At 64.7% G+C, this 25,498-nt stretch carries 27 protein-coding genes; 12 read left to right on the top strand and 15 right to left on the bottom strand.

All coding sequences use genetic code 11. The features are described from left to right. Window positions 1–11: 11 nt before the first annotated feature. The 5 genes from bglB to ACUCV3_RS24890 all read right to left on the bottom strand — a co-directional run bounded on the left by bglB (window position 12) and on the right by ACUCV3_RS24890 (window position 7,337). Window positions 12–1,127 (bottom strand): beta-galactosidase BglB, encoded by a 1,116-nt coding sequence (gene bglB, locus ACUCV3_RS24910; RefSeq protein WP_017500975.1) that lies wholly within the window; start codon window positions 1,125–1,127, stop codon window positions 12–14. Further along, window positions 1,128–4,136 (bottom strand): glycoside hydrolase family 35 protein, encoded by a 3,009-nt coding sequence (locus ACUCV3_RS24905; protein WP_482241295.1) that lies wholly within the window; start codon window positions 4,134–4,136, stop codon window positions 1,128–1,130. Window positions 4,137–4,158: 22 nt separating this feature from the next. Then, window positions 4,159–4,473, bottom strand: a complete 315-nt coding sequence (locus ACUCV3_RS24900; RefSeq protein WP_270091855.1) for an L-rhamnose mutarotase — start codon at window positions 4,471–4,473, stop codon at window positions 4,159–4,161. Between the two features lie 104 nt (window positions 4,474–4,577). Continuing rightward, window positions 4,578–6,113 carry a rhamnogalacturonidase gene (locus ACUCV3_RS24895; RefSeq protein ID WP_482241307.1) on the bottom strand — a complete coding sequence of 512 codons (1,536 nt, stop codon included), beginning with the start codon at window positions 6,111–6,113 and terminating at the stop codon, window positions 4,578–4,580. 12 nt (window positions 6,114–6,125) lie between these two features. Next, window positions 6,126–7,337, bottom strand: coding sequence for a rhamnogalacturonan acetylesterase (locus ACUCV3_RS24890; RefSeq protein ID WP_482241294.1), 1,212 nt, complete (start codon window positions 7,335–7,337; stop codon window positions 6,126–6,128). A 328-nt stretch (window positions 7,338–7,665) separates the two neighbouring features. On the opposite strand from ACUCV3_RS24890, the gene ACUCV3_RS24885 reads away from it, so the two are divergent. After that, entirely contained in the window at window positions 7,666–10,608 is a 2,943-nt protein-coding gene (locus tag ACUCV3_RS24885; RefSeq protein WP_010339245.1) for a TonB-dependent receptor, read from the top strand. 153 nt (window positions 10,609–10,761) lie between these two features. Here ACUCV3_RS24885 and ACUCV3_RS24880 read toward each other — a convergent pair whose 3' ends face one another. The 7 genes from ACUCV3_RS24880 to ACUCV3_RS24850 form a co-directional block, all read right to left on the bottom strand. Next, window positions 10,762–11,538 carry an IclR family transcriptional regulator gene (locus tag ACUCV3_RS24880; protein WP_004209365.1) on the bottom strand — a complete coding sequence of 259 codons (777 nt, stop codon included), beginning with the start codon at window positions 11,536–11,538 and terminating at the stop codon, window positions 10,762–10,764. 162 nt (window positions 11,539–11,700) lie between these two features. Beyond that, complete coding sequence (gene pal, locus ACUCV3_RS24875; RefSeq protein ID WP_004209366.1) at window positions 11,701–12,213, bottom strand: peptidoglycan-associated lipoprotein Pal; 513 nt, start codon at window positions 12,211–12,213, stop codon at window positions 11,701–11,703. Between the two features lie 119 nt (window positions 12,214–12,332). After that, window positions 12,333–13,667, bottom strand: a complete 1,335-nt coding sequence (gene tolB / locus ACUCV3_RS24870) for a Tol-Pal system beta propeller repeat protein TolB (RefSeq protein WP_037519409.1) — start codon at window positions 13,665–13,667, stop codon at window positions 12,333–12,335. Beyond that, window positions 13,664–14,635 (bottom strand): cell envelope biogenesis protein TolA, encoded by a 972-nt coding sequence (locus ACUCV3_RS24865; RefSeq protein WP_482241293.1) that lies wholly within the window; start codon window positions 14,633–14,635, stop codon window positions 13,664–13,666. Before ACUCV3_RS24865 ends, tolB begins: the two co-directional genes overlap by 4 nt. An 18-nt stretch (window positions 14,636–14,653) precedes the next feature. Continuing rightward, window positions 14,654–15,124 (bottom strand): protein TolR, encoded by a 471-nt coding sequence (gene tolR, locus ACUCV3_RS24860; protein ID WP_004209369.1) that lies wholly within the window; start codon window positions 15,122–15,124, stop codon window positions 14,654–14,656. Beyond that, window positions 15,124–15,843 (bottom strand): protein TolQ, encoded by a 720-nt coding sequence (gene tolQ / locus ACUCV3_RS24855; RefSeq protein ID WP_004209370.1) that lies wholly within the window; start codon window positions 15,841–15,843, stop codon window positions 15,124–15,126. Before tolQ ends, tolR begins: the two co-directional genes overlap by 1 nt. Beyond that, entirely contained in the window at window positions 15,840–16,310 is a 471-nt protein-coding gene (locus ACUCV3_RS24850) for a YbgC/FadM family acyl-CoA thioesterase (protein WP_004209371.1), read from the bottom strand. Before ACUCV3_RS24850 ends, tolQ begins: the two co-directional genes overlap by 4 nt. A 167-nt stretch (window positions 16,311–16,477) precedes the next feature. Between ACUCV3_RS24850 and ACUCV3_RS24845 the strand changes: the two genes are divergently transcribed. Next, window positions 16,478–17,356: a 3-hydroxybutyryl-CoA dehydrogenase gene (locus tag ACUCV3_RS24845; RefSeq protein ID WP_169862395.1), complete on the top strand. Its 879-nt coding sequence runs from the start codon at window positions 16,478–16,480 to the stop codon at window positions 17,354–17,356. Window positions 17,357–17,386: 30 nt separating this feature from the next. On the opposite strand, the gene pspF is transcribed toward ACUCV3_RS24845, so the two are convergent. Continuing rightward, window positions 17,387–18,418 carry a phage shock protein operon transcriptional activator gene (pspF, locus tag ACUCV3_RS24840; protein ID WP_482241292.1) on the bottom strand — a complete coding sequence of 344 codons (1,032 nt, stop codon included), beginning with the start codon at window positions 18,416–18,418 and terminating at the stop codon, window positions 17,387–17,389. Between the two features lie 187 nt (window positions 18,419–18,605). On the opposite strand from pspF, the gene ACUCV3_RS24835 reads away from it, so the two are divergent. The 10 genes from ACUCV3_RS24835 (at window position 18,606) to ACUCV3_RS24790 (ending at window position 22,433) form a co-directional block, all read left to right on the top strand. Next, entirely contained in the window at window positions 18,606–18,779 is a 174-nt protein-coding gene (locus ACUCV3_RS24835) for a hypothetical protein (protein WP_007708701.1), read from the top strand. An 84-nt stretch (window positions 18,780–18,863) separates the two neighbouring features. Beyond that, entirely contained in the window at window positions 18,864–19,532 is a 669-nt protein-coding gene (gene pspA, locus ACUCV3_RS24830) for a phage shock protein PspA (protein WP_004209375.1), read from the top strand. Window positions 19,533–19,536: 4 nt separating this feature from the next. Beyond that, window positions 19,537–19,803 (top strand): envelope stress response membrane protein PspB, encoded by a 267-nt coding sequence (pspB, locus tag ACUCV3_RS24825; protein WP_004209376.1) that lies wholly within the window; start codon window positions 19,537–19,539, stop codon window positions 19,801–19,803. A gap of 1 nt (window position 19,804) precedes the next feature. Further along, window positions 19,805–20,185, top strand: a complete 381-nt coding sequence (pspC, locus tag ACUCV3_RS24820; protein ID WP_004209378.1) for an envelope stress response membrane protein PspC — start codon at window positions 19,805–19,807, stop codon at window positions 20,183–20,185. Between the two features lie 43 nt (window positions 20,186–20,228). Further along, complete coding sequence (locus tag ACUCV3_RS24815; protein ID WP_004209379.1) at window positions 20,229–20,519, top strand: hypothetical protein; 291 nt, start codon at window positions 20,229–20,231, stop codon at window positions 20,517–20,519. Between the two features lie 28 nt (window positions 20,520–20,547). Further along, entirely contained in the window at window positions 20,548–20,859 is a 312-nt protein-coding gene (locus ACUCV3_RS24810; protein WP_037508090.1) for a hypothetical protein, read from the top strand. 29 nt (window positions 20,860–20,888) lie between these two features. Continuing rightward, the gene (locus ACUCV3_RS24805; RefSeq protein WP_037519415.1) at window positions 20,889–21,140 is read left to right on the top strand and encodes a hypothetical protein; all 252 of its coding nucleotides are present in this window, start codon (window positions 20,889–20,891) and stop codon (window positions 21,138–21,140) included. 28 nt (window positions 21,141–21,168) lie between these two features. Continuing rightward, the gene (locus ACUCV3_RS24800; RefSeq protein ID WP_010339237.1) at window positions 21,169–21,402 is read left to right on the top strand and encodes a hypothetical protein; all 234 of its coding nucleotides are present in this window, start codon (window positions 21,169–21,171) and stop codon (window positions 21,400–21,402) included. Between the two features lie 47 nt (window positions 21,403–21,449). Next, window positions 21,450–21,884 (top strand): SufE family protein, encoded by a 435-nt coding sequence (locus ACUCV3_RS24795; protein WP_482241291.1) that lies wholly within the window; start codon window positions 21,450–21,452, stop codon window positions 21,882–21,884. A gap of 51 nt (window positions 21,885–21,935) precedes the next feature. After that, window positions 21,936–22,433, top strand: a complete 498-nt coding sequence (locus ACUCV3_RS24790; protein WP_482241290.1) for a hypothetical protein — start codon at window positions 21,936–21,938, stop codon at window positions 22,431–22,433. Between the two features lie 46 nt (window positions 22,434–22,479). Here ACUCV3_RS24790 and ggt read toward each other — a convergent pair whose 3' ends face one another. Both ggt and ACUCV3_RS24780 read right to left on the bottom strand, forming a co-directional pair. Next, entirely contained in the window at window positions 22,480–24,189 is a 1,710-nt protein-coding gene (gene ggt, locus ACUCV3_RS24785; protein WP_482241289.1) for a gamma-glutamyltransferase, read from the bottom strand. Window positions 24,190–24,259: 70 nt separating this feature from the next. After that, window positions 24,260–25,312, bottom strand: a complete 1,053-nt coding sequence (locus ACUCV3_RS24780; RefSeq protein ID WP_482241288.1) for a quinone-dependent dihydroorotate dehydrogenase — start codon at window positions 25,310–25,312, stop codon at window positions 24,260–24,262. Window positions 25,313–25,498 lie beyond the last annotated feature (186 nt).

The following is a 25,498-nucleotide window of genomic DNA, read 5'->3' as shown; positions in this document are numbered from 1 at the left end:
TTTCCCGTGACTCAGATATAGGTGCGCAGGAACTCGCCGAGTGCGCACATGGCCAGGCTCTGGCCATAGGGCATGGAGGTGAGCGCGATGTCCTTGTAGAATTGCATCGTGTCGCCCATCGCCGTGCCGAAGCTCACCTGCTGCAGCTCGCCGGTCTCGTCGATGTTCGCCAGCACGCCGCGCACCGCCTTGATGCCGACCGCTTCATAATGGCGGGGCAGATAGCCCTTACGCACGGCCTTCAGGATGCCATAGGCAAAGCCGGCGGTGGCCGATGCTTCCAGATAGCTTGTCGGATCGACGATCAGCGTGTGCCACAGGCCGGTTTCGGCGTCCTGCGTCTCGGCCAGGGTCTTCACCTGGGCGGCCAGCGTGTCGATCAGGAAGGTGCGGAAGAAATCGCCTTCCTTCAGGTCCAGGATCTCGATGATCTCGGGGATGGCGATCGTCACCCAGCAATTGCCGCGCGCCCACAGCGCTTCGGCGAAATTGTGGCGGCCGTTGAAGTCCCAGCCGTGGAACCACAGGCCGGTCTTGGTATCATAGAGATATTTGATATGGACCAGGAACTGGCGCTTGGCTTCCTCGACATAGGCCGGACGATCGAGCAGCAGGCCGATCTTGGCCAGCGGCAGCACCGACATCATCAGCGTGTCGTCCCACATCTCGCCGGGATTCACGTCATTATAGACGATGTGCTGGAACCCGCCTTCTTCGGTCTTGGGCAGGCCATCGGCCGCCATCAGCCATTCGGCCCAGACGTCCAGATAGGGGATGTAGCGCGGATCGGGCTCATATTCATACAGATAGGCCAGCGTGATGAACGGGGCCATCGTGTTGATATTCTTGGTCGGCGTGCCTTCGGCAAAGCGATCCTCGAACCATTGCTTGATGATGCCCAGCGCCTTCTGGTCGCCGGTCTGTTCAAAATAGCGCCACATGCCGAACAGGCCGACGCCATGGGTCCATTCCCATCCGGCCCAGCCCTTGGTGTCGATGATGCGGCCATCTTCCAGATGGAGCAGGAATTCGCCTGTCTCGTCCTTGATATTGACGAGATTGTCCATCAGCCGGTCGATGGATTCGACGACCTGCTGGCGCGGTACATCATGGGTGAGAGCGGCCACTTACTTGGTCTCCTTGAGGTCTGAAGGTGCGTTTGGCGCGGTCACCATCTGCACCGGCAGACCGCCTTTCACATTGCGTAGGGTGACGAGGCGCACGGTTTCGAGCGCATCGCCCGGCTGACCGTCGGACGTGACGGCCAGCGCGACATGGTTCTGGCCCCTGTGGTTCAGGATGCCTTCGGGAATGGGGAAGGTCCGCTGCGGCCCGACATGGGCGATGAACTGCCCCATGTTCCAGCCGTTGACGAAGACCAGCACACGGTAACGGACCGGCGAACGCGGCTTGCTGGCGTCGCCGAAGCTGAGGCCAATGGTCGCGTCCTGTCCCTTGGGCACGCTGAGGGCAAAGCTGGTGCGATACCAGCTCGTCCCGGCCGCCGCCTGGGTCGCGGGCACGCTGGCCTTGGCCCATGCGCTGTCGTTGAAGCCGGGCAGGTGCCAGCCCATCCGCTCGCCATAAAGGCCGCCATTATTGGCCGGACCACGGGCGACATCGGGCAGATCCTCGCCGCCCTGCTTGCCCTGGATCTTCCAGTTGATCGGCACCGCGAAGCTGCGCCCGCTCGGGCCGCCCTCCAGCGATGCGGACACCAGGCCGCGCGCTTCCTTGTGGAAATCGTCGCTGTCCAGATCCCAGTTATGGCCATTGTTGCGGACCATGACGGATAGGACATGCTCGCCCGCCGCCTGCGCCTCCGCCGGCAGGGCGAAGCGCGCCGTGCCGGTGGTGATCGGTCGGGGCAGGCCGCCGGGCGTCTCGCCTTCGCCCAGGAACTTGCCGTCGACCCAGGCCTGCACCAGTCCCGATCCGCCCGCGCCATAATAAAGCGAGAGCGCCTTGGCATCAGGCGACCCGGTGAAGCGGCCGCGATACCAGACATCGCCGTCATGGAAGCCATAGGCGTCCATCAGCATATTGGGCTGGCCGTCGGGCTTGGCGGTGGTGCTGGCATAGGACCGGTTGTCGATCGCCTGCCAGTTGCTGTCGTCGAAACCGGGCTGCGCCTCGGGCGAACCCTGTGCCATGCGCCAGTCGTTGAGCGCCGGCAGCGCGACATCGGCCGGGCCGGCGAGCGGCTGGACCGCGGCGATGCTGCCGATGGCTGTCGCCTTCGTCGTCACCTTCGCGCCGTTCCAGCTGACCGAGCGGACCGCCCTGGGCGCCCAGATTTCGAGCGGGCTGGCTGCACTTGTGTCACCGATCAGCGCCAGCGAGCCGCCCCTGGCGACAGCGCTGCGCACCAGCGCCGGTCCGCGCACCAGCATGTCCTTCTCGCGCCAGTAGCGCGCGCCCTCGGCCTCGTCGGCCAGGATCAGGGTCAGCGGCGGACGCCCGCCCCCCTCGATCCGCACCACGGCGCGGCCCTGATGATCGTAATCCAGCTTCAGGTCGCCCTTGGCGGCATCGAACGCGCTGTTCGCCTGCCCCTCAACTACCGTAACCTTGGGTGCGGAAGCGTAGCGCAGCACGGTCTCGCCCGGCTCGCCGGCGCGGCCATAGAGCAGGATCAGGTCGTTGCCGTCGATCTGCTGCGCCGACTGGAGTTCGGAACTGGAATAGACCAGCCGCTGCCCGCCCAGCGTCACGCCCGCGACCAGCCATTTGGCGTCGAAGCCATTGAGCTGCATCGGCACGCTATAGCGGCCATCGGGCAGGTCGGCGGTGAAGCTGAAGCTGTCGCTTGTCTGCCCGTTGGACGGCTTGTGCGTCACCATCAGGAAACGCGCGTCCGTTTCCGGGCTCTTGTTGTGATAGATTTGGATATTGGGCGAGCTGATCTCCGGCGTCCCGGCCGGGATCATGCCGGCCATGTCGGGAACGGAGGCGATCAGGCCGCCCAGCTGCTTCATCTCCAGCGCCTTTTCGCGCACCTCGCGCGGCTCGGAAATGGCGGAGCCATAGTCATAGCTGCTGAATACCACCGGCGCGGGCAGCCAGCCCCAGCTGGTGCCGCCATAGCCCATGTAGAAGCTCTGGATGCCGATGCCATTGGCCAGGTTCGTGCCATAGAAGACGCGCTGGAACCGCTTGCCACGCTGGATCGCGTTGCACTCATAGCCGCCGTTCGATCCCCAATAGTCGAACCAGCCGCCACCGAATTCGGCCAGGAATCCAGGCGTGTCGGGCGAGGCGGAGGCGCCGCCCTTGGCCCCGCCGGGACCATAATAGCCCCAGTCGGGCGCGGCCGACCCGCGCGTCGGCTTGCCGTCCACGGTACAGGTGCCGCCGGGATAGCCATCGAACGCATACATGTCGTTCGGGCCATGGACGACCTTCTCGACCTTGCTGCTTTCGGGCGCCCAATAGCCGTTGCGACCCTGGTCGTTGTGGAACAGCGGCACGGTGATGCCGTCGGCCCGTGCCTTGGCATAGAGATGATCCATGTAGCGCCGCTGGGCCGGCGTGGTCATCGCCAGCTCATTCTCGATCTGGTGCAGGATCACGCCATATTTGCGGCTCGGGTCATTGTTGATCTGGTGCTTGGCGATGATCGCGTTGACCTTCGTCAGCCATTCGTCGGCCGCCGCCATATAGTCGGGATCATCGGTGCGGGCGCGGGCGCGTTGGTTGACCAGCCAGCCGGGAAAGCCGCCGCGCGACAATTCCGCATTCACATAGGGACCGGCGCGGGTGATGACGTAGAGGCCTTCCTCCTCCGCCATGGTCAGCAGCCGGTCGATGTCGCGGATGCCGCTGAAATCATACACGCCCTTTTTCGGGCTGTGGAAACCCCAGTCGAAATAGACGGCGACGCTGTTGAAGCCGCTGGCCTTCATCTTCTGGAGGATGTCGCGCCACAGATCGGGCGAGGGCAGGCGGAAATGATGGAATTCCGACGACCAGATCACCATCCGCTTGCCGTCGATCATTAGCGATCGCGCGTCATAGGACACGCGGCCAAACGTCTTGACCGGCGCGGAGAGGTTGGCAGTCGGCTTGGCCTGCTGCGCGAGCGCAGGCGTGGCCAGCATGGTGCCAAGGGCGAGGGCGGCGATGAAGCTACGCATGGATGTCAGCCTGTTCCTGCACTCAATCCATGTGGAACAGCAGCGACAGCGGCCATTCCTTGGGCTGGTTGCTCGGCTGCACTTCCATCAGCGGCGCCATATAATCCCACCAGCGCTTCATCACCGGATGCTCGGGCAGGCTGTCGCGGCTATTGTCCTCGCGCAGCTTCAGCACCGCGAACAGGCTCAGCGTCTCTTCGTCCAGGAAGATCGAATAGTCATATATGCCCGACTCGGTCAGCAGCGCCGACAATTCGGGCCAGATCTCGTCATGGCGCTTGCGATATTCCGCGACCACGCCGGGCTTGAGCTGCATCTTGAAGGCGTGGACGGACATCGGCTCTCCCCTGTGAACCATATTATGGAACTCGAAACCGATATTTGGGTAACATCGTCCCACATGTTCGTCAAATGCTAAGAATGGGTGGGACGATGTCCGTTTCAGCGCGCCAGGATCGGGCTGTTGCGGATCGTCAGGCCCGCCACATCGTCGAACAGCGCGGGCGGCCGCGCGTCGGGCGTCGCCGTTTCGGCCGTAAAGCGCTCGATCGTCAGCCGCTCGGCATGGCGCGCCCAAAGCGCCCAGCTTGGCAGCACGCCGAACATGCTGGGTTCGGGATAGGCATCGGCCAGTTCGGCGGGCCTGCGCGCCGCATCCTGCGCGGTGCCGCCGCCCTGATAGACCAGATGTACGTCGCGCAGCGTCACGTCGCGCACCGGATGGTCCGGCAGGCCGGCAATGCTCGCGGCAAATCTGTGGTCGATCCCGCGTGCATCCACTTCGCTGATCTCCACGCCGCTGATCGCGCCGATACCGGTGCCATCCGGCCCGCGGCGCCGGTCGCCGATACGCAGGAAGATCGGCGCCGTTGTCACCTCGCGCATGGTCAGCCGCCGCGCGACGATATTCTCCATGACCCCGCCATCGACCGTCTCCAGCGCCAGCCCACGGCAGCGGGTGAAGCGGCAATCCTCGATCCGGATATTGCGATATCCGCCATTGCTCTCGGTGCCGAGCTTGATCCGGCCGGTGACCCGGTCCTGGTCGGGCGCGATCTGCTGCGTGCTGCGCTTCGTGCCGTCCAGCATCGATCCCATGTCATAACCGGACACGTCGCAGTCGCGGATCAGGATATTCTCCGATGCGATCGCCCGGCCCAGCGCATAGCTGCTCTTGACGACGATGCCGTCATCATTGGGCGAATTGACCCGGCAGCGTTCCACCACCACGTCGCGCACGCAGTCCAGGTCGATACCGTCGCGTTCGGTGTCGATTGCCAGATTGTCGATGCGCAATTGCTGCGTGCCGGTCGCGATGATTGCGAAATGCCCGCCTTTCAGGATCGAAAAGCCGCTCAAATGAATGTTGCGGCCGTTCTTCAGCGCAATCGCCTTGTTGCCAAGGCCATTCATCTTCGCGGCATCGGGCTCCAGCTCGGCAATCTGTGCGTCGCTCATCCCGCGCATCGACAGCGGCCGTTCGCCGGCCTGCTTCTTCCAGCGTGCGCCCGGTCCGTCGCGGGTCAGGCCCAGGCCGTGGATCATGCCGGGGCCAAGAATCGCGACATCGACCAGATTCTCGCCCCAGATCAGGCTATTGTGCCAATGGCTATGGCCGAAATCCTGGTAAAGCTGGTCGATCCCCGTCTCGGGCAGGTCATAGCGCCCGGCATGGCGCGCCGGATCGGCCGCCTCGATCACCGCGCCTTCGCCGATCACCAGGGTGACATGGCTTTTCAGCCGGATCGAGAAGCAGAGATAGCGGCCGCGCGGCAGCAGCACCGTGCCGCCACCCGCCTGCGACGCGGCCAGGATCGCCGCATTGATCGCATCGCTGTCGATCGCGATGCCGTCGCCGCGCGCACCATGATCGCGCACGTCGAACCGCCGCGCCGCATGACCGGCAAAGGGAAAGGCGGTGCCGGGCGCCAGCAGCGCGCCGACCGCTAGGCCCAGGCTGATCTCGCGCCGGCTCATCCGCAACATGGCTCAGTTACCTGCCGGACGCACATCGCTATGCGCTCGGCTCGGCACGATCGCCACCTGCGCCGCGCTCGGCGGTTGGGCCGGCACAAAGGGTGCCGCGACGATATGGGGCGCCAGTTCGGGAATCTGTGCCCTGATCCGCTCGGCCACCGCGCTCGCCAGCAGCCAGGCGCCATAATTATCATGATGGGTCTTGTCCCTGCCGCCATCGTTGAAGGCGGTCGGCGCGATCTGCGGCCCCAGCGCCTCATAAATGGCCCGGCTGTCGGCATTCAGGTCGATCAGCGGCACTCGTTCCTCGGCCGCCAGCTTGCGCACCGCATCGGCATAGCTGCCCAGCGTATCCTTGATGCGGCCGCTCTCGTCGAAATTGCGCCGTTCGGGGGAGGTCACCAGCACCGCATGGGCGCCGCGCCGCCGCGCCTCGGCGATATAGGCGCGCAGATAGGCGGGGTAGGTGTTCGCCGCATCGGCATAGGTTTGCGGCCATTCCTGTTTCTGGTCATTATGGCCGAACTGGATGAACAGCCAGTCACCCGGCTTAACCGCCGACAACAGCTTGTCGAAGCGCAGGTCGGTGAGGAAGGATTTGAGCGTTGCACCCGACTTGGCATGGTTGGCGACCGCGACATTGCCGTCCAGCATCGCCGGGAACATCTGGCCCCAACTCGCCGCCGGCTCGGCCGCCTGGTCGGTGACGGTCGAATCGCCCGCGAGGAAAAGGGTTGGAGCGCTCACCGGCTCGATCGTCACCGAAGCGACCTGCGGCTTGCCCAGAAATTCCAGCGTCAGCCGGTCGTCCCACGTATATTCGCGCGCATCGCCGGCAGTGATCCGCACCGACGTTCCGCCCGGCGCATTGGCGGGCGGCGGCGGTAGGGCAGGGCTGCGGACATTGACCAGGAACTGCCGCTCGACCAACTGCCCCTTCTTGGTCGCGACATTGCGCAGCATCAGCCGCCGTGCCTCCGCCTTGACCGTGGTGTCGCCAGCCGCCTTGCGGTTACCCAGCGTCAGCGTCACCCGATAGGTGCCGTCGGGCACGGCCACCGAAAACAGGAAATCATCGTCCGTGCTGCCCGGCTCCATGCCATGGCCGCCAGCCTGATAGGGCGTCTGCCGTGTGGCGCTGCCCGACGACAGGTCGAAGGACTGCGGCGCGGCGATGGAGGATCCTGCCATCAGGATCAGGGCAAGGCTGGTGCTGAGCGGCATGACGCAAACATCCTGAGCGAGACAAATAGGGGAGCGCGCCAAGACGCGCTCCCCCAAGAAAACCGCCCGTGCAGAGGCGGAAGCAGGAATCCGGTCGCGATCACGATGGGATCGGTCTCATAAATTGATAGCATGATCCATATATAGGGAAAAAATTCCGGTCAATCCCTCCCTGCATCCAATGCGATCAGCGTCATGGTGATCCACAGTGTGGAACTTGCGATCATATTATGATTTTTATGGAAATGTCGTGAAATATAATATAGTGTGACACAAAATTTCACATAGTGGGAATGCTGGCGAGGGCCGGCACATTGGGGAGGAAGTCATGATCGAGCATTACAGCCGTATTGCGTCCGCGCGCCGTTCGTCGGTGATCGCGCTGGCCGTCGCCATGATGGCGGGCGCGCCGGCCTTTGCGCAGGACCAGGCGCCGCAGGCACAGCCCGACCAGGAAAATGCCGACATCGTCGTCACCGGCTTCCGCGCCTCGCTCAACAGCGCGCTCAGCATGAAGCGGCAGGAAGCCGCCGCGATCGACTCGATCGTCGCCGAAGATATCGGCAAGTTTCCCGACTCCAACCTTGCCGAATCGATGCAGCGCGTGCCGGGCATCGCGCTCCAGCGCGGCGACGGCGGCGAAGGCCGCAACATCTCGGTCCGCGGCCTTGGCCCGGCCTTCACCCGCACCCGCATCAACGGCATGGAAGGCACGTCGCAGACCGGCTCGTCGGACATTTACGGCGCCGGCAATAATGGCCGCAGCTTCGACTTCAACGTCTTCCCGACCGAAATCTTCTCGGCCCTGTCGGTGCGCAAGACGCCCTCGGCCGATGTCGAGGAAGGCTCGCTCGGCGCGACGGTCGATCTGAGCGCGCCCAAGCCGATGGAGCAGAAGGAGGATTTCGTCCTCTCGATGACCGCGCGCGGCGTCTATAACGAGCTGTCGAAGGAGGTCGACCCGCGTGCTTCGCTGCTGGTCTCGAAGAAGTTCGGCGACAGCGGCTTCGGCATCCTCGGCTCGGTCGCCTATCAGAAGCGCCATATCCGCGAAGTCGGCTATTCGGCGGTGGACATCCTGTCGGCCAATACCAATGGCGGTTTCTGCTCGCCGGTCGGCTTTGCGCCGCAGAACCCGGCCGACAATGCTGCCAAGGGCGCCGATGCGCTCAATTGCTCGACCGGCAATCCGCGCACCAGCACCAGCGCCGCCTATCAGGCCATCTATGATCTGCGTCGCGACGACCTGCCCAATACGCCGGGCAGCGGCGCCTTCCTGCCGCGCATTCCACGCTACCTCAATTCGGAACAGAATCAGGAACGGATCGGCGGGTCGCTGACCCTCCAGTTCAACCCCGACGACGACACCGACATCTCGCTCGACATGCTCTATTCGCGGTTCGAGGTGACCCGGCGCGACAATTATATCGCCGCCATCTCCTTCGCCCGCTCGGCCGCCAATAACGGCCAGCCGATGACGTCCGTGCGCGATATCGAGTTCGACGAAAATGGCTCGCTGGTCCAGGGCGTGTTCGACGGCGTCGACGTCCGTTCCGAAGGGCTGGTCGATCATTTCGTCTCGACCTTCAAGCAGGCCAACCTCAACTTCCGCCGTCGCCTCAACGACAGTCTGGAACTGAGCGGCATCGTCGGCTTCAACCGCTCCATCTGGGACGGCAAGAAGCGTCTCCAGACCTTCATGGACGCGATCGACACCGATGGTTTCTCGATCGACTACAGCAAGGGCGGCACCACCCCGACCTTGGGCTTCGGCATCGACGTCAATGACCCCGCCAGCTTCAACTATGCGCCGGGCCGCGCCGATGGCACGGTGCTGGGCGGCTTCAGCTATCAGGGCAAGCCGTCGAAGAACACCACCGACAACATGACCGCCGACATCAACCTCAAATGGACGGTCAGCGACGCCTTCTCGATCAAGGGCGGCGCGCAATATCGGCGCAGCAATTTCCTCTCGACCTTCCTGCGTCCCTATAATGCCGATACCGTGGTGCGTGCGCTGCCGGCCGGCACGACGCTGGCCGATATCACCACCAACATCACCGGCGTCGACAAGCTGTGGGGCCATGGCGCCCCGTCCAGCTGGGCGGCGATCGATCCCGAGAAATGGGCCGACACCTTCGGCTTTGACGATGTCCGCTATTGCGGCGTGGAATGTGGTGGTGGTCGCAGCCGCGTGCGCGAAGAGGTCATGAGCAGCTATCTCATGGCCAATTTCGATCTCAGCGATGCGATCGGCTTCGGCATTCGCGGTGACGTCGGCGTGCGCTACGTCAAGACCGACATGCTGTCGTCGGGCTATATCGCCGTGGCGCAGGCCAGTTCGCCGACGGGTCTGACCGGCCAGTTCGCGGCCGCCAGCAACAGCTATGATGATTGGCTGCCCTCGGCGAACATCGTCGTCGAGCCGGTCGAGAATGTCCTAGTCCGCTTCTCCGGCGCGAAGGTCATGGCCCGTCCGGAACTCGGCCTGCTGACCCCGACCAGCGGCGTCAATCCGGTCACCCGCGTCGGCAATGTCAACAATCCGTTCCTCGACCCGATCCGAGCCAACACCTTCGACGTCGCGGTCGAATGGTATTTCCGCCCCGGTTCGCTGCTCTCGGCCGCCTTCTTCTACAAGGACATCAAGAGCTTCATCCAGAATGTGAACAGCCAGATCCCGTTCAACCAGCTCGGCCTTCCCAACGCCCTGCTGGAAAACAGCAACACCTTGCCGGATGAGCTGTTCACCGTGTCGCAGCCGTTCAACACGCCGGGCGGCAAGCTCAAGGGCATCGAGCTCAATGCCCAGATCCCCTTCACCTTCCTCGACGGCTTCTTCAGCAATTTCGGCGTGCTGGCCAATTACACCCACGTCACGTCGAAGATCGATTATATCCTCGCCAGCGTGAACGGCGTGCCGACCGTGACGACCACGGCGGACCTGGTCGGCCTGTCGCCTAACACCGCGTCGGGCACGCTCTATTATGAGGATGACAAATTCTCGATCCGCACCACCGGCAACTTCCGCGACAAGTTCATCCGCGGCATTCCGGCCTCGCCGGGCAGCGACCTTCAGGGCAATGCCAAGACCTTCTACATGGATGCGTCGGCCAGCTATAATGTCACCGATCGCCTGAAGATCATCGTAGAGGCGCAGAACCTGACCGACGAGCAGAACCGCCTCTATATCGACAGCCAGCGTCAGGACACGCTGTTCGAAACCCGCATCGGTCGCACCTTCACCTTCGGCGTGACCTACCGGATGTAATTTTCCAGTCCTCCCCAAACTTGGAGCCTGATCGTCTGAGGTGGAAGCGCTTCGCGCTTTCACCGAAGGCGTGAATCAGGCTCCATTTTTATGTGGCAGGCGCGGTTACCATTGGTGACCGCGCCTATTTTCTTGTTTGGGACGAAAGGAAATTCAGCGCTGGCCGCTGAAGCCCACCGCGGCGCTGATCTGTTCGGCCGACTTCATCACCTGCTCGGCCAGCGCCGGGCGGACATCGTCGGTCAGATAATGGGCCGCGCTCGCGATCGAGATGGCGACGCAGATCTGCCCCTTGGCATCGCGCACCGGCACCGCGATCGACCGCACGCCATCGCCCAGTTCGCTGTCGTGCAGCACCTCGCCGCGCGCCTTGTGGATGCGCATCTCGGCAATATAGGCGTCGATCTGCGCCCGGCTGGCCTCGCCGCCCTTGGCCTCGACATAAAGCCGTTCCCAGGTCGCTTCATCCTCGTCCAGCAGCAGTGCCTTGCCCAGGCCGGTTTCGGCGACCGGACGACGATCGCCCGGCGCGGTCGCGACGCGCAGCCGCTGGTTGCCGGTCACCCGGTCCAGATGGCGCGACCAGTCGCCCTCGCGCTTGCCCACGAACACGCAGAAGCCGGTCTTTTCCGACAGCAATTCCATGAACGGCCGGGCGACACGGACATAGTCGATCTGTTCGGTCGCCAGCACGCCCAGTTGCAACAGCTTGGGGCCAAGCGCGAAGCCGTTGCGCGTCACCGCCAGATAGTCGCGCGATTTCAGCGCTTGCACCAGCCGGTGCGCGGTGGTCTTGCTCATGCCCAGCTTGCGGGCCAGATCGGCGGCACGGATCGGCCCGTCGATCACCTCGTCCATGATATCGAGCGCGCGCATCAGCGTCTGCGTGCCCTTAACGCCCTGTTCCTGCTTCTCTTCGCCATCTTGCATATGTTTTTTCGCTTCCTGTTTTCGTCCCATATATAGGGTCGTCCCACATATCGGAAACGAATTTCGCAATGATGGAGCGAAGATCGCGGTCGGCCCAAAAAGATAAGGGCCCGCCGATCGAAATCGGCGGGCCCATAGCCGTCAGTCGCGACCCGACGGGGATCAATATTGGACGGTAACGGTCACTGCGCGGCGGTTCTGCGCCCAGCTTGCCTCGTCCGAACCCAGAGCTGCCGGCCGTTCCTTGCCATAGCTCACGGTGTTGATGCGGCTGGGCGAAATGCCCAGCGATGCGAGATAATTTTTGGCAGCATTGGCGCGACGGTCGCCCAGCGCGATATTGTAATCGCGGGTGCCGCGTTCGTCGGCATGGCCTTCGATTGTGATGCGGACATTGGGGTTCTGCTGCAGCCAGGCGGCCTGGCTCTGCAGCGTCGCCTGATCCTCGGCATCGACATCATATTGGTCGAGGCCAAAGAAGATGCGGTCGGACGAAACCGACGCGACGAAATCTTCCTGGCTGCCCTTGACCGGGCCGGTCTGGCCGACCGGACCGCCCGTCTGGGTCGTGTCGCTGCCACCCGGCGCCGGCGGCAGTTCGGCCGGCGGCTTCTTCGAACAGGCGGCGAGGGCCAGGACGGCGGTTGCCATGAGCAGGGGCCGGGTGATCTTCATCGGGGTCTCCTAAGGATATCGCCAAGCTGCCACCCGGACGGGCAACAGCATGGTTGGTAAAAATCGTTACGCTGTCAAGACGATAGGGTTCCCTATCGCGTCGAAAAGCTGTGGAAAACTTATGGCAGCAACGGACCCCAGGCCGGGTCGGACCCGCTGAGGGGCGTCGGGATGCGCCGTTCGTTCACGCCGGTCAGGTCGACCTGCCACACCTGGCTGCTGCCCTGGCGGCCCGGCGTGGTGCGGAAGAATTGCAGCACGCGGCCATTGGGCGACCAGGTCGGCTGCTCGTCCTGCCAGCCATTGGTCAGGATGCGCTCATTGTCGCCGCTCGGCGTCATCACCGCGATCTTGAAATCGCCCGACAGCTTGGTGAAGGCAATCAGGTCGCCGCGCGGGCTCCATTCGGGCGTGGCATAGCGACCACCGCCATGGCTGATGCGGCGCTGGTTCGACCCGTCGGCATTCATCACATAGATTTGCTGTCCGCCCGACCGGTCGCTTTCGAACACGATCTGGCGGCCATCGGGCGAATAGGAACCGCCGACATCGATGCCCGGCGAATTGGTCAGGCGCACCGGCGCGCCGCCCTGGGCCGACACGCGATAGATGTCGGTATTGCCCGACACCGCCATCGAGAACAGGATGTTGCGGCCATCGGGCGACCAGCGCGGCGCGAAGGTCGTATTGTTGCTTTCGGTCACCAGCCGCTGCTGCCCGGTGCCGATGTCATAGACATAGATGCGCACCCGGCTGCCCAGATAGCTCACATAGACGATCGACTTGTAGTCGGGCGAGAAGCGCGGGGTGAGGGCAATCGACTGGCCATTGGTGATGAAGCGGTGGTTGGCGCCATCGGAATCCATGATGGCGAGGCGCTTGACGCGGTTATCCTTGGGGCCGCTCTCGGCAATATAGGCGATGCGGCTATCGAAGAAGGGGCTCTCGCCCGACAGCCGGGCATAGATGGCGTCGGCGCATTTATGCGCGGCGCGGCGCCAGTCGCGCGGCGCCACGACATAGCCCTGGCGCGTCAGTTCCTGCTTCAGCGCCACGTCATAGAGATAGCAGCCAACGGTAATGTCGGCCTCGCCGCCGGTGGTGCGGACAAAGCCCTGCACCAGCGCCTGATAGGCACCCCATTTGTCATAGACGGGGTTGGTCACTTCCGGGAAAGCGAGCGCGGGCATGCCGGCCGGGCCGGACGGATCGAACAGGCCCGATCCCTTGAGGTCGGTGGCGATCACTTCGGCGATCTTGCGGCCCAGTTCATTGGCGGTGCCGGCCGGGGTCGCCACATCCTGCTGCGCCGGCAGCGCGGGCACCGCGATCTTGAGGTTGCTGTCGATATCGCCGGTCACGTCGACCGACAGCTGCGCCAGCGCGGGCATGGCGGTGAAGGCGAGCAGGGCGGCGGTCGCCGCGGCCAGGCGGCGGAGCAGGGTCGTCGTCATCGGGTCAGCCTCGCGTCAAAACGGAGTGGCCGCAGCCATTTCCATTGTTCATAATATTCGGGCGGCAAATTGCGGAAGGGCGAGGCCAGCTTCACCGCCTGGATCGCGCGCTCCGCATGCAGCTTGGCTTGGGGCCGGTTGCTGGCGGTGACGCCCAGTTGGTCGATCACTTCGGGCGTGCCGATCACCGCGCCATTCTTGTCCAGCCGCACTTCCAGCAGGGTTACCAGCTGGTCGGCATCCGCGCCTGACGGCGGGCGCCAGTTGGGCTTCAACTGCCGGCGGATCTCGGCATCCAGCGCCGCCTTCTGCTGCGGTCCCATGGCGGCGGCCTGCGGCGCGGCGGCGGGTTTGCGCGGCGCGTCGGCGCTGGTGTCGATCCCTTTCAGGAAATCATTGCCCAACAGCGATCCCTTGGGCTTGGCCGCGGCCTTGCCCGATCCCGATGCTGCGGCCGGCTTGGCGGCCTTGGGTGCAGGCTTGGCGCTGGCCTTGGCCGGCGCGGCGGCCGCTGCCTTGGGCTTCTCCGGCGCCGGCTTCGCCCTGGGCTTTTCCGCCGGCTTTTCAGGGGCCGGCTTGGGCTTGGGCGCGGCCTTGGGCGTTTCCTTCTTCGGCGGCGTTGGCTTCGGCTTGGTCGGCGCGGGCTTCGCGACCTCCTTGGGCGGCACCGGCTTGGGTTTGGGCGGTGCTGGCGTCGGCTCGGGCACCGGCGCAGGTTCGGGCTGGGCGGCGGGCGCAGCGTCCTCGGTCGGGCCCTTTTCAGGCGCGACGCTGGGTGGTGGCGGCTCGGTCGAGATGCGCGGCGCGGTCGATTGCAGCGCCACCTCGTCCACCAGGCTGACATCCATCGGCGGGCTGTTCAGCTTCAGCGGATTGGGCGTCGCCAGGAACCCGGCCGACAGCAGGCCGAACAGCAGGACATGTCCTGCCGTCGCAACGCCAAGGCCGATTTTTTCCGCGCGTTCCATCGGTTTGACCTATGGCCCCTATTCTGAACCTGCGCTGACATCGTCGGCGCCGTCCTGCCCGCCGGTGCTGACCAGCGCCACCTTGTTGAGGCCGGCCCGGTTGAGCTCGCCCATCACTCGCATCACCCGGCCATAATCCAGCGCCGTGTCCGCTCGCAGGAAGATCTGCGGCGCGTCGGGCTTGCCGGCATTGGCCGATACGATCTCGGCCAGCCGGTCGGGCAGGTCGGCGTCGCTGACCACATCCTCGTCGACATAGATGGCGCCGTCGCGATCGATCGACACCACGGTCGGCTTGGCATCCTGGTCCAGCCCCTTGGCGCGCGTCTCGGGCAGGTTGACCGGCACGCCGGTCACCAGCAGCGGCGCGGTCACCATGAAGATGATCAGCAGCACCAGCATGACGTCGACCAGCGGCGTCACGTTGATATCCGCCATCGGCGCGCGATTGCGCCCGCGCCGACCGGACGGAGGACCGGACATCGCCATCAGCGCTGGGCCTCAAGCTCGCGGCTCAGCGTCGCGTAGAAGCCGTCGGCGAAGCGGTTGAGGCGCGATTCCATCCGGTTGATGCCATGGCTGAACCGGTTGTAGGCGATCACCGCCGGGATGGCGGCGAACAGGCCGATCGCGGTCGCGAACAAGGCCTCGGCAATGCCCGGCGCCACGACGGCGAGCGAGCTGTTCTGCGCGGCGGCGATCGAGGTGAAGGCGCGCATGATGCCCCACACGGTGCCGAACAGGCCGACGAACGGCGCGACCGAACCGACCGTCGCCAGGATGTTCAGCCGGTCCGACAGCCGGTCGACCTCGGCCGCGATCGTGCTCGACATGCTGGTCGCCAGCCGGTCGCGCGTGCCGTCGCGGTCGATCACCTTCTGCGCGGTGGAGCGGCGCCATTCGGTGACGCCGGCGGCCATCACCTTGGCGGCCGGGAACTCGGCCTTGCCGCGGGCTTCATAGAAACGGTCGATATCGTCCGCCTTCCAGAAATCCGCCTCGAACGCGCGGCTCTGCTTGCTCGCCTTGCGCAGAGTGAAGCTGAAGCCGATGATGATCGCCCAGGTCCAGATGCTGGCCAGCAACAGGCCCAGCATCACCCCCTTCACGACGATGTCGGCCTGCAGGAACAGGGCGAGCGGCGAAATGGTGGCGGCGTCGGCTGCGGCGCCAACGGCGGCGCCGACGTCAGGCATGGACAGGTTCATGGGTGGATGTCTTCCCCTCGCATCAAACGGCTGAAAATCTCGATCCAGGGGCGCGGCTGGCGCTGCGGTCGTCCCTGGGGTGTCAGATAGGCGACGGTGATGACGCCGTCGGTCAATATGTCCTCGCCGCGCATGACTCTTTGCTGAATGACGCAGCTGGCGGCCCGCACCTCCATCACCTGGCTGACGACCATCAGGTCATCGTCCAGCCGGGCGGGGCGGCGATAGGCGAGTTTCAGGTCGGTGACGGCATAGACGCCTTCGCCGCCTTCATGATTGGCGCGCTGGTCGATGCCGGCGATGCGCAGCATGTCGGACCGGGCGCGCTCCATATAGCGCAGATAATTGGCGTGATAGACCAGCCCCGACAGGTCCGTATCCTCGAAATAGATGCGCAGCGGGAAATGATGCACGGCGGCGATGAACCGTCCGGATGCGGGCGCTGGCAGGGGATCGGCAAGGGGCATGGGCGGCTATTAAGCATGGCGTGCGGTTCGCGCAAAGGCGGAAAATAGCGCGGGCGAACCATCCATCCGTCGCGATGGCCCGTTCGCCGCCCGCGAAGGGGCTTGGCGCGCGGCCTTACTTGTCGGTAGGGGTGACTGGAACGAACATTTGGTGAGGAGAATGGGACATGACCGACATCAAGACCGTAGGCGTGATCGGCGCCGGCCAGATGGGGGCGGGCATTGCCCAGGTCGCCGCCCAGGCCGGCTATGACGTGATCCTGTCCGACATCGACCTGCCCCGCGCCGAAAAGGGCAAGGCCGGCATCGCCAAGCTGCTGGCCCGCGCGGTCGAGAAGGAAAAGATCAGCCAGGCCGACGCCGATGCCGCACTTGCCCGCATCACCCCGGTCGGCGAGATCGCGCCGCTCGCCGGCGCCCAGCTGGTGATCGAGGCCGCGACCGAGCGCGAAGAGGTCAAGCGCACCATCTTCACCAATGTCGGCAAGATCCTGGCGCCCGGCGCCATCCTCGCTACCAACACCTCGTCCATCCCGATCACCCGCCTCGCCCAGGCCGCGCCCGATGCCAGCCGCTTCGTCGGCGTCCATTTCTTCAATCCGGTGCCGGTGATGGTGCTGGTCGAGGTCATTCGCGGCCTTGCCACGTCGCCCGAGACGGTCGCCGCGGTCGAGGGTTTCGCCGCGAAGATCGGCAAGACCACGGTCCATGCCTTCGATGCGCCCGGCTTCGTCGTGAACCGCATCCTGCTGCCGATGCTGAACGAGGCGGTGTTCGTGCTGGGTGAGGGGGTCGGCAGCGTCACCGACATCGACCAGGGCTGCAAGCTTGGCCTCAACCATCCGATGGGGCCGCTGACCCTGCTCGATTTCGTCGGCCTCGACACCGCGCTCGAAATCCTCAACGTCTTCCTCACCACCACCGGCGATCCCAAATATCGCCCGGCGCCGCTGCTGGTCAAATATGTCGAGGCCGGTTGGTATGGCCGCAAGACCGGCAAGGGCTTCTATGATTATTCGGGCCCGGAACCCGTCCCGACCCGCTGAACCTGTCCGGTAGGGCGGCTCCGTGCCGCCCTATCCCGCGCTCAGCCCATGTTTCTTCATGCAGTGGCGCAGCTGGTCATAGGTCAGGCCCAGCCCCTTGGCGGTGGCGCGCTGATTATAGCGGAACCGCTCCAGCGCCGCCCGCACGATCGCTGCCTCATGCGCGTCGACCGCCGATTTGAGATCGGTGACATCGCCATGCCCGTTCATCACCGATGCGGTCACCGGTGCCGGCGTCGCGCTTTCCGCTGACGGTGTCGCAGCTCCCGGCATCAGCGGGCGCGGTTTCCAGGGTGAGGCGAAGGGGTCGAACACAATCGACGAGATCGGCCGCCCCGGCTCGGGCCAGCGATAGACCGCCCGCTCCACCACATTGCGCAGTTCGCGCACATTGCCCGGCCAGCCATAGCCTTCCAGTTCGGCCGCGCAGGCGGCGGAGAAGCCCGGCCATTGCGGCCAGTTCAGTTCCGCCGCCATGCGCCGGCCGAAATGGTCGGCCAATACCGTTATGTCGCCTTCGCGCGCGCGCAGCGGCGGCAGGGTGATGACCTCGAAGCTCAGCCGGTCGAGCAGGTCGGGGCGGAAGCGCCCGGCATCGGCAGCGGCGGGCAGGTCCTCGTTGGTCGCCGCGACGATGCGGACATCGACCATCACCGACCGCGACGATCCGATCCGCGTCACCTCGCCATATTCGATCACCCGCAGCAGCCGCTCCTGCGCTGCCATCGATAGCGTGCCCAGCTCGTCCAGGAACAAGGTGCCGCCATCGGCTTCCTCGAACCGGCCCGGCCGTGCCTTGGTGGCGCCGGTGAAGGCGCCCTGTTCATGGCCGAACAGTTCCGCCTCGATCAGCGTCTCGGGCAGGGCGGCACAGTTCATCACGATCAGCGGTTCGCCCCAGCGCGGCGACAGATGATGCAGGCGCTCGGCAATCAGCTCCTTGCCGGTGCCGCGTTCGCCGATCACCAGCACCGGGCGATTGAGTTCGGCGGCCCGCCCGGCCAGTTCGACGGCGTCGAGAAAGGCCAGCGACTGGCCGACAAACTGGGTATTTTTCTCCATGCACCAAAATATGGGGAAATTTCCCAACTTTCAGCAAGCGAAATCTTTGCGCAGCCGTGTCAAATCATCAGAAAATGGCTGTTTTCTGCGCTTTTCGAAAATTGGCACGGCCTCTGCAGTGTTGGGAACGAAGCCGCTGCACAGACAGGCGGCACCTTTAGAAGGCCAGGTTCAAGGAGTGTTGAAGATGGAAAAGAACAGCAACAGCGTTCGCGAAATCGGTCAGCTGATGTCGGTCGCCATTGCCGCCGTCCTGTTCGGATCGACCATGATCCTTTCGGCGGTCGGCCCGGCCCGCGCCAGCGAAGCCCCGGTCCTCGCGACCCAGGATACCCCCGCGACCCTGCGCTATCTGGCGTAAGGCCGCACGACCCAGGCCGGGGCGGAAATGCCCCCTCTCGTCCGCCCCGGCCCCCTTGAAGAGAAGACCAGGAGCACCGTTAAAATGGGTATTTTCTCCCGCACCCGAGACATCATCGCCGCCAATGTCACCGACCTGCTCGACAAGGCCGAAGACCCGGCGAAGATGATCCGCATGATCATCCTCGAAATGGAGGAGACGCTGGTCGAGGTGCGCGCGTCCGCCGCCCGCACGATCGCCGACCAGAAGGAAATGCGTCGCCACATCGGCAAGCTGCAGGCGCTGCAGGATGGCTGGACCGAAAAGGCGCAGCTCGCCCTCAGCAAGGACCGCGAGGACCTCGCCAAGGCTGCCCTGGTCGAACGTCAGAAGGCCGCCGACATGGCCGAGCATCTCTCCCACGAGATCGAGGTGCTGGACGAGGCGCTCAAGGCCTCGGAAGAGGATATCGCCAAGCTGCAGGGCAAGCTGCGCGAGGCGCGTGCCCGCCAGAACAGCCTGGTCAGCCGCATGGAAAGCGCGCAGAACCGCCTGCGGGTGCGTGAAGCCTATGCCGGCGAGAAGGTCAACGAAGCCTTTGCCCGCTTCGACATGCTCGAACGCCGCGTCGACATGGCCGAAGGCCGCGCCGATGCCATGGGCCTGGGCGCGCAGCCCAAGACGCTGGAAGAGGAAATCGCGGAGCTGAAGTCGGCCGACAAGGTCGATGCCGATCTCGCCGCGCTCAAGGCCAGCATGAACAAGGGAGCCTGATCCCATGGAAGACGTCTTCTTGCCTATCATGGTCTGCGGCATGCTGTTCATCGGCATGCCCTGGCTGATCTTCCACTATGTCACCAAGTGGAAGCAGGCGCCCAAGATCACCGACGAGGATGAGCGGCTGCTGGATGAACTCCACCTGCTCGCCCGCCGTCTCGAAGACAGGCTGCAGACGGTCGAACGGATCGTCGCAGCCGACAATCCCGACTTCCGCCCGCAACGTCCGGCACAGGACGATAATTACGACTTCGACCGGAGGAACTGACATGAGCGCCCGCCGCACCAAATTCTATCTCGACAAGCAGAATGGCAAGTGGATGGGCGTGTGCTCCGGCATCGCCGACTATACCGGGATCGACGTGGTCTGGGTCCGGGTCGGCGCGGTGCTGGTGACCCTCATGGGCGCCTTCCCCTGGACGCTGATCGCCTATTTCGCCGCCGCCTATTTCGCCGATGCCAAGCCCCAGGGCCTTTATTCGGATCGGGACGACGAGAAATTCTGGCAGGGCGTGCGCACCAATCCGGCGCGCTCCACCCGCGACGTCCGCTCCAAGTTCCGCGACATCGACCGCCGCCTCGCCGACATCGAGGTCTATTATACCAGCCGCAACACGCGCCTCGCCGACGAGATCGACAGCCTGCGCTGAGACATCGCCAGGACAGGGCAGCAATAACGGGGAGTTCAAGGCCATGAATTTCGCAGGACCGACCTTCGTTCTGGCCATCATCGCCATGTCGACGCTGGGCTGGATGTTCACCACCTGGGTCCGTGCCCGCCATGGTTATCCGGTTGAAAATGAATGGACGGGCACCGTTCATCGAACAGATCCCGACGCCGGTCGAAAAATCGACCTTCTTTCAAGTGAAAACGAAAAGCTGACTGGCCGCATCAGCCGCCTCGAAGAACGCATCGCAGTCCTCGAACGGATCGCCACCGATCCCGCCGCCCGGACCGCGCGCGATATCGACGCGCTGCGCTGACGCTGACCAGGCAAGGGGAGTAAAGATCATGGTTCCAGTTGAAGTTCTTGCGCCTGCTGCGGTCATCGTCGGATCGCTGGGTGTTGCAGGTTGGGTTTTTACCACCTGGCTTCGCATCCGGCACGGCTACCCGCTGGAAAATAGCTGGGGCAAGGCGGTCTATCCGCAGAAGAATGAGGAACTGGTCGAGCGCATCAAGCTGATCAGCCAGGAAAATGCCCAGCTGCGCGCCGAAATCGGCTCGATGAAGGACCGGCTCGCCGTGGTCGAGCGGATCGTCACCGACGAAAGCCATCAGCTCAATCGCGAAATCGAGCGGCTGCGCGGCCCGGCGAACTGATCGCCCCGCACGCCCAAGGGAGGACAAATATGGATCCGTTTCAAATGGTCGTCGCCATCGTCGGGATTACCGCCGTCGCCAGCGTCGTCCGCGCCAAATATGGTGTCGTGCGCCGCCACAAGGGCGAGGAGTTCATCCAGCGTGGTCCCGATCCGGAGGCCGAACGCCTCCGCGCCGAAGTGAAGGCGCTCAAGGACCGGGTCGCCGTGCTGGAACGGCTCGCCACCGACAGTTCGACCGCGCTGGAGCGCGAATTCGAGAAGCTCAAGGACCGCGACTGATCGCGGCAAAGGACACAGGGAGGACATCATGCAGGATCCCCTCTTCTACCTCACCATGGCCACCGCCGGCCTCGCCGGCCTCACCATCGTCGCCTTCGCGTCGCTGCGCGGCTGGAATGGTTGGCTCGACCTCAAGCGGGCGGAATTGAGCCGCCGCAGCGAGGAAGCCGCCCCGCCCTCGGCCGCCGCCCGGATCGAGGTCGCCGACCTCAAGGAACGCATCCGCAAGCTCGAAGCCATCGCCGCCGGCGTCGATCTCTGATCCGCCGGCGGGGAAAAGCGGCTTTCCCGCACCGCTTTTCCCCCTATATGGGCGGCATGACCGATCAGCCCGCCCCGATGCCCGTTCTGGCCGACCTCCAGGAAGAATATGAATTTCTCGACGCCGATGATCGTTATCGCCTGTTGATCGATCTCGGCCGGGGGCTGGAGGATATGCCCGACGCACTCAAGACCGATATGACGCTGGTGCGGGGCTGCTCGGCGGCGGTCTGGGTCTATCCCACGGTGCTGGATGACGGCCGACTCCATTTCCTTGCCGACAGCAATGCCGCCATCACCAAGGGGATCATCGCGCTGGTGCTGCTGACCGTGCAGGACCGCACCCCGGCCGAAATCGGCGCGACCGATATCGAGGGTGCGCTGGCCCCCTTCGACCTCAAAAACCAGCTCAGCTCCAACCGCACCCAGGGCATTCCCAACATGATCGCCCTGATCCGCGAGACCGCTGCCCGCTACGCCTGACGGAAACTCCCGCGCATCCCCGCGTTCTTGCCTGACAAGGAGAATGCGACAATGCGCCATATCATGCCCCTCGCCATGCTCGGCCTGCTGGCCGCCTGTTCGGGCGGGGACAAGAAGGAACCGACCCAGCGCGACCAGATCGGCCAGGTCTGGAAATATGAAACCGCCGGCGCCAGCCAGAAGGTCGCCTATATCGGCAGCGCCAACAGCGTGCAGACCATGACCGCCGCCGACACCTTCTCGGTGCTGATGGTCCAGCCCATGTCCAACGGCGAAAAGACGGTGACGGTGAAGCTGGTCGGCGCGCCCTTCCAGTGCGACCTGTCAGACTGCGCGGTCGATGCCACCACTGATGACGGCAAGGCCCGTCGCTGGAAGGGCCGCATGACCGAAGCGAAGGACGGGATCGAGATCATGCCCTCGCAAAATGCCTATGAGGCGATCGCCAAGGCGAAAAGCGTGAAGGTCGACCTCGCCGTCGGCCCCAAGGACCAGCGCTTCCCGTTCGAATTCAACGTCGCCGGGCTCGACCTCAAGAAGGGCGCCTGACGCGCGACTGGCGAGCGCGACGCTGCGCTCGCCATGATCGCCTGCCTCATTCCTGCAGCGACACGCCGGGGCTGCGCGGGTCGGCGGCGCCGATCCAGTGGCCGTCGGCGGTCCGCTCGGCGGCATTGGCCTTGAGGCCCAGGCGCGAGATGGTGACGCGGTGGCCCAGTTTTTCCAGTGGCGCCTTCATCGCTTCCAGCGACGTGCCCTGTTCCAGCACCAGCCCCTCGCCATTGAAGAATTCCAACCCCAGCGCGATCGAATCCTGCGCCGACAGGCCCCAGTCGAAATGGGCGATCAGCGCCTTGGCGACCTGCATGATGATGGTCTTGCCGCCGGCCGCGCCGACGGTGAAGATCGGCATGCCCTTTGCGTCATAGACGATGGTCGGCGACATGGACGATAGCGGCCGCTTGCCCGGTTCCACCCGGTTGGCGACCGGCGCGCCATTCTTCTCGGGCGTGAAGCTGAAATCGGTCAGCTCATTGTTCAACACCACGCCATTGGCCACCAGCTGGCTGCCGAAGAAGCTCTCGATCGTCGATGTCCAGGCGGCGATGTCGCCATTGCGGTCCACCGCGACGAAATGGCTGGTGCCGCTTTCCGGCTGGGGCAGGGCGCTGGTGCGCGGCTGCGCCCCGGCGGGCAGACCGGGCTTATAGGAATTGAGCGCCTTGTTCAGCCGGATCTCGCTCGACCGCTGCTTGAGGTAAGCGGGATCAATCAGCCCGGCGATCGGCACATGGACGAACTCGGGGTCGCCCAGCCAGGTGTCGCGGTCGGCATAGGCCAGCTGCATCGCTTCGCCGATGACGTGCCAAGAGCGCGGGTCATCCTTGCCCCACTGCGCCAGCGGGAAGCGCTCGACCATGCCCAGTATCTGCAGCACGGTGACGCCGCCGGCCGAAGCCGGGCCCATGCCGCACACCGTATAGGCGCGATAATGGCCGCATACCGGCTTGCGATCCTTGACCTGGTAATTGGCCAGATCGTCGGTCGTCATTGGCACCGGGTTCCTGGGCGCAGTGGTGACCGCCTTGGCGATCGCCTGCGCATTCTCGCCCAGATAGAAGGCGTCCGGCCCTTCCGCCGCGATCCGCTTGAACAGGGCGGCGAGCGGCGGGTTCTTCAGCGTCGTGCCGACCGCCGGCAATTGCCCGTCGACCCAGTAATAGCTGCGGATATCGGGGAAATCGGCCCAGATATTCTGCAGCGCCTTCAGCGCCGTGGCGGTGCGCTCGCCCAGCTGGAAGCCGTCGTCGGCCAGCCGGATCGCCGGCTGGAACAGGTCGGCCCAGGGCAGCGTGCCCCATTTCTTGTGGGCTTCCCACGCCATGCGCAGATTGCCCGGCACGCCGACCGAATAGCCGCCCGGCCAGGCCTGGACGAAGGGCAGGGGCTTGCCGTCGGGGCCCATGAAGCGGTCGGGCCGGGCAGCGGCCGGCGCGGTCTCGCGCCCGTCGATCGATTCCAGCACGCCGCTCGCGCCGTCATGATGCATCAGGAAGCCGCCGCCACCGATGCCGCTATTATGCGGTTCGACCACGTTCAGCGCCAGCATCATCGCGATCGCCGCATCGGTGGCGCTGCCGCCCTTGCGCAATATTTCCTGCCCTGCCGCGGCCGCGCGCGGATCGGCGGCGGACACGGTGGCATTCAACGCCACCGGCTCGCGTGCCAGCGCGGTTACGGGCGCCAGGGCAAGGGGGGCAATCAGAGCGAAGGGGGCCAGCAGGCCGGTCAGGCGGGAGGTCATGGCCGGCACCCTAAAGCTCGCATTTCGTTTCGCAACCCGTCTTGTTTCGATCATGTCCGGGAAGGACGGATCAGGCGTCGATCCCCACCACCTCGCCGATATGCCGCACGCCATCGCGCGCCATCAGGGCCTTCAGGCCATCATTGATCCGCCTGGCAAGATAGGGGCCTTCATAGACCAGCGCGCTATAGACCTGCACCAGCGAGGCGCCGGCGCGAATGCGGGCATAGGCCTGCTCCGCATTGGCGATGCCACCCACGCCGATCAGCGGCAGCCGGTCGCCCAGCAGCCGGCGGAAGTCGCGCAGCTTGCCCAGCGACAGGTCGGTCAGCGGCGCGCCCGACAGGCCGCCGGTCTCGCCCGCATGGGGCGATTGCAGCGCCGGGCGGGTGATGGTGGTGTTGGACACGATCAGCGCGTCGATCCGGTGGTCGATGCAGGCGGCGGCAATATCCTCGATATCGGCCGGCTCCAGGTCGGGTGCCACCTTCAGGAAGATCGGCGGGCCGCCGACGGGCCGTGCCGCCATCACCGCGCCCAGCAGATCGTCCAGCGCCGCCCGGCCCTGCAGCGCGCGCAGCCCCGGCGTGTTGGGCGAGGAGATATTGACGGTCAGATAATCGGCCAGCGGCGCCATGCAGGTAACGCCGGTGGCATAATCGGCATTGGCGCGCCCGGCTGCCGTCGCTTCCTTGTTCGCGCCGATATTGATGCCGATCACCGGTCCTTCGCCTACAGGCCGGCGATAGCGGGCGATACGGTCGGCGGCGGCGCCCTGGCCGCCATTGTTGAAGCCGAAGCGGTTGATCACTGCCTTGTCCTCGACCAGTCTGAACAGGCGCGGCTGGGGATTGCCCGGTTGTGCCAGCGGCGTCAGCGTCCCCAGTTCGGCAAAGCCGAAGCCCAGCCCATGCATCTTGTGCGCGACCCGGCCATCCTTGTCATAGCCTGCTGCCAGACCCACCGGATTGGGAAAGGCAATGCCCGCTACCGTCTGCGCCAGCATCGGGTCGGCCTTCAGCGGCGCCGGGGTCGGCATCATCCGCAGCAGCGCGATCGACAGATTATGGGCGCGCTCGGCATCGAGCGCGAAGAAGAGCGGACGGATCAGGCGATAGGACATGGCCGCGCTATGCCAGCGGCGCCTGCGCAGGTCGAGTCGTGTTGCGTTATTGCAACAACATATTCCCTTGCGTCATTTCATGACAGAAAACGTCATGAATGCGATCCTTTTCGGTCGTCAGATGTCCGATCTGTCCAATAATCTTCCACCGATTCGGGCTTAAAGCCGTCTTGCGACCCGAAGGCT

The organism is Sphingobium sp. VMM (assembly GCF_056790315.1).
Note: the sequence above shows the minus strand (reverse complement) of the source record. Positions and strands in the feature narration are given on the sequence as shown.

Coding starts and splice junctions, on each gene's coding strand:
- ACUCV3_RS24905 (WP_482241295.1), bottom strand. CDS start 4,136: ATGCGTAGCTTCATCGCCGCCCTCGCCCTTGGCACCATGCTGGCCACG.
- ACUCV3_RS24900 (WP_270091855.1), bottom strand. CDS start 4,473: ATGTCCGTCCACGCCTTCAAGATGCAGCTCAAGCCCGGCGTGGTCGCG.
- ACUCV3_RS24895 (WP_482241307.1), bottom strand. CDS start 6,113: ATGAGCCGGCGCGAGATCAGCCTGGGCCTAGCGGTCGGCGCGCTGCTG.
- ACUCV3_RS24890 (WP_482241294.1), bottom strand. CDS start 7,337: ATGCCGCTCAGCACCAGCCTTGCCCTGATCCTGATGGCAGGATCCTCC.
- ACUCV3_RS24885 (WP_010339245.1), top strand. CDS start 7,666: ATGATCGAGCATTACAGCCGTATTGCGTCCGCGCGCCGTTCGTCGGTG.
- ACUCV3_RS24880 (WP_004209365.1), bottom strand. CDS start 11,538: ATGCAAGATGGCGAAGAGAAGCAGGAACAGGGCGTTAAGGGCACGCAG.
- pal (WP_004209366.1), bottom strand. CDS start 12,213: ATGAAGATCACCCGGCCCCTGCTCATGGCAACCGCCGTCCTGGCCCTC.
- tolB (WP_037519409.1), bottom strand. CDS start 13,667: ATGACGACGACCCTGCTCCGCCGCCTGGCCGCGGCGACCGCCGCCCTG.
- ACUCV3_RS24865 (WP_482241293.1), bottom strand. CDS start 14,635: ATGGAACGCGCGGAAAAAATCGGCCTTGGCGTTGCGACGGCAGGACAT.
- tolR (WP_004209369.1), bottom strand. CDS start 15,124: ATGGCGATGTCCGGTCCTCCGTCCGGTCGGCGCGGGCGCAATCGCGCG.
- tolQ (WP_004209370.1), bottom strand. CDS start 15,843: ATGAACCTGTCCATGCCTGACGTCGGCGCCGCCGTTGGCGCCGCAGCC.
- ACUCV3_RS24850 (WP_004209371.1), bottom strand. CDS start 16,310: ATGCCCCTTGCCGATCCCCTGCCAGCGCCCGCATCCGGACGGTTCATC.
- ACUCV3_RS24845 (WP_169862395.1), top strand. CDS start 16,478: ATGACCGACATCAAGACCGTAGGCGTGATCGGCGCCGGCCAGATGGGG.
- pspF (WP_482241292.1), bottom strand. CDS start 18,418: ATGGAGAAAAATACCCAGTTTGTCGGCCAGTCGCTGGCCTTTCTCGAC.
- ACUCV3_RS24835 (WP_007708701.1), top strand. CDS start 18,606: ATGGAAAAGAACAGCAACAGCGTTCGCGAAATCGGTCAGCTGATGTCG.
- pspA (WP_004209375.1), top strand. CDS start 18,864: ATGGGTATTTTCTCCCGCACCCGAGACATCATCGCCGCCAATGTCACC.
- pspB (WP_004209376.1), top strand. CDS start 19,537: ATGGAAGACGTCTTCTTGCCTATCATGGTCTGCGGCATGCTGTTCATC.
- pspC (WP_004209378.1), top strand. CDS start 19,805: ATGAGCGCCCGCCGCACCAAATTCTATCTCGACAAGCAGAATGGCAAG.
- ACUCV3_RS24815 (WP_004209379.1), top strand. CDS start 20,229: ATGAATTTCGCAGGACCGACCTTCGTTCTGGCCATCATCGCCATGTCG.
- ACUCV3_RS24810 (WP_037508090.1), top strand. CDS start 20,548: ATGGTTCCAGTTGAAGTTCTTGCGCCTGCTGCGGTCATCGTCGGATCG.
- ACUCV3_RS24805 (WP_037519415.1), top strand. CDS start 20,889: ATGGATCCGTTTCAAATGGTCGTCGCCATCGTCGGGATTACCGCCGTC.
- ACUCV3_RS24800 (WP_010339237.1), top strand. CDS start 21,169: ATGCAGGATCCCCTCTTCTACCTCACCATGGCCACCGCCGGCCTCGCC.
- ACUCV3_RS24795 (WP_482241291.1), top strand. CDS start 21,450: ATGGGCGGCATGACCGATCAGCCCGCCCCGATGCCCGTTCTGGCCGAC.
- ACUCV3_RS24790 (WP_482241290.1), top strand. CDS start 21,936: ATGCGCCATATCATGCCCCTCGCCATGCTCGGCCTGCTGGCCGCCTGT.
- ggt (WP_482241289.1), bottom strand. CDS start 24,189: ATGACCTCCCGCCTGACCGGCCTGCTGGCCCCCTTCGCTCTGATTGCC.
- ACUCV3_RS24780 (WP_482241288.1), bottom strand. CDS start 25,312: ATGTCCTATCGCCTGATCCGTCCGCTCTTCTTCGCGCTCGATGCCGAG.